Genomic DNA, 1,127 nt, shown 5'->3' with positions numbered 1-1,127 from the left:
CGAGAGCAGCGGGGCCCCGCACCCGTCGACCGCGGCCAGCTCGACCGGGACCCCGGTGAGCTCGGCGAGGGTCGCGCGGATGGCCAGCTGCAGCGGGTGCTCGGGGTCGAGGTAGGTCGCGGTGTCCCACCCGAGCTGGACGCAGGTACGCAGCATGGCCGCGTGCTTGCCCGAGCAGTTCTGCGTGACCGAGGAGGCGGCGCCGCCCTCGGCCCGCCAGCGGGCGGCGGCCTCGGGGTCCGAGGGCAGTGTCGGGGTGTTCAGCAGGGCGTCGACGCCCAGCCCGGCTCCCTCGAGGACGGCCGTCACCACGGCGAGGTGCTCGGCCGAGCCGTCGTGGCTCGCGCAGGCCAGGGCCAGCCCGCGGTCGTCGATCTCGAGGCCGGCGCGCAGCATCGCCACGGCCTGCAGGGGCTTGACCGTGGACCGGGGCCAGATCGTCGCGTCGGGGTCACCGACGGTGAGCGCGGACGAGGCGTCCGCGGGCAGGCCGGGCACGAGCACGAGGTGCCCGTGGTGCTCGGACTCGACGAGCCCTCCTCGCACCACCTCGGCGAGGAGCCCGGTCACCATCCGCCGCGAGACCCGCCCGGGCGTCCGCCACGACCCGAGTACGGCGCGATCGCGGGCTTGACGTCGACGAGGTACACGATCGAGGCCACGGCGCTGCCCAGGGCCAGGAAGCTCAGGGCCCCGATGCCCAGCGGCGGCGGGATCGCGACGAAGGCCACCGCGAGGGCGACCCCGAGCAGCACGCCCCAGAACTTCTTGGTCCGCTTGCCCCCCGAGACGAAGGCGGCCGCAGGGCGGCGGGCGAGGTCGACGATCGCGACCACGCACAGCACGAAGACGAGGAGGTACAGCGCCAGGAAGACCAGGAGCTGAGCCGAGTAGAGGTTGGACACGCCCGAAGCCTACGAGACCGCGGGGCGCACGGCGTCGGCGGTCCTGCCGACCGGTGGGCGCGCGACGTCGTCGACGGGCGGTCGCACGTGCTCCTCGGCGCGGCGTGCGGGCACGCTCACGACCTCGACCCGGTCCCGGCCCTCTCGCTTGGCGCGGTAGAGCGCGGCGTCGGCGGCACGGTAGAGGATCTCGAGGCGCTCGGGCCCGCGGCCCTCGTCGTC

Annotated in this window: 3 protein-coding genes; all 3 read right to left on the bottom strand. The window is 75.2% G+C overall.

Going from position 1 to position 1,127, the window contains the following annotated elements; translation table 11 throughout:
• On the bottom strand, positions 1 to 573 hold a 573-nt coding region (locus L0B03_RS18200; RefSeq protein ID WP_250448464.1), incomplete at its 3' end, for an asparaginase.
• Positions 567 to 905 (bottom strand): DUF2516 family protein, encoded by a 339-nt coding sequence (locus L0B03_RS18195; protein WP_250448462.1) that lies wholly within the window; start codon positions 903 to 905, stop codon positions 567 to 569. The genes L0B03_RS18195 and L0B03_RS18200, both read right to left, overlap by 7 nt.
• 9 nt (positions 906 to 914) lie before the next feature.
• Positions 915 to 1,127 (bottom strand): hypothetical protein (locus tag L0B03_RS18190; protein ID WP_250448460.1); only part of this gene is annotated, 213 nt, incomplete at its 5' end.

Origin of the sequence: Actinotalea sp. C106, assembly GCF_023630195.1 — a bacterium.
Lineage (GTDB): Bacteria > Actinomycetota > Actinomycetes > Actinomycetales > Cellulomonadaceae > Actinotalea.
This window is presented reverse-complemented; position numbering and strand designations above follow the sequence as displayed.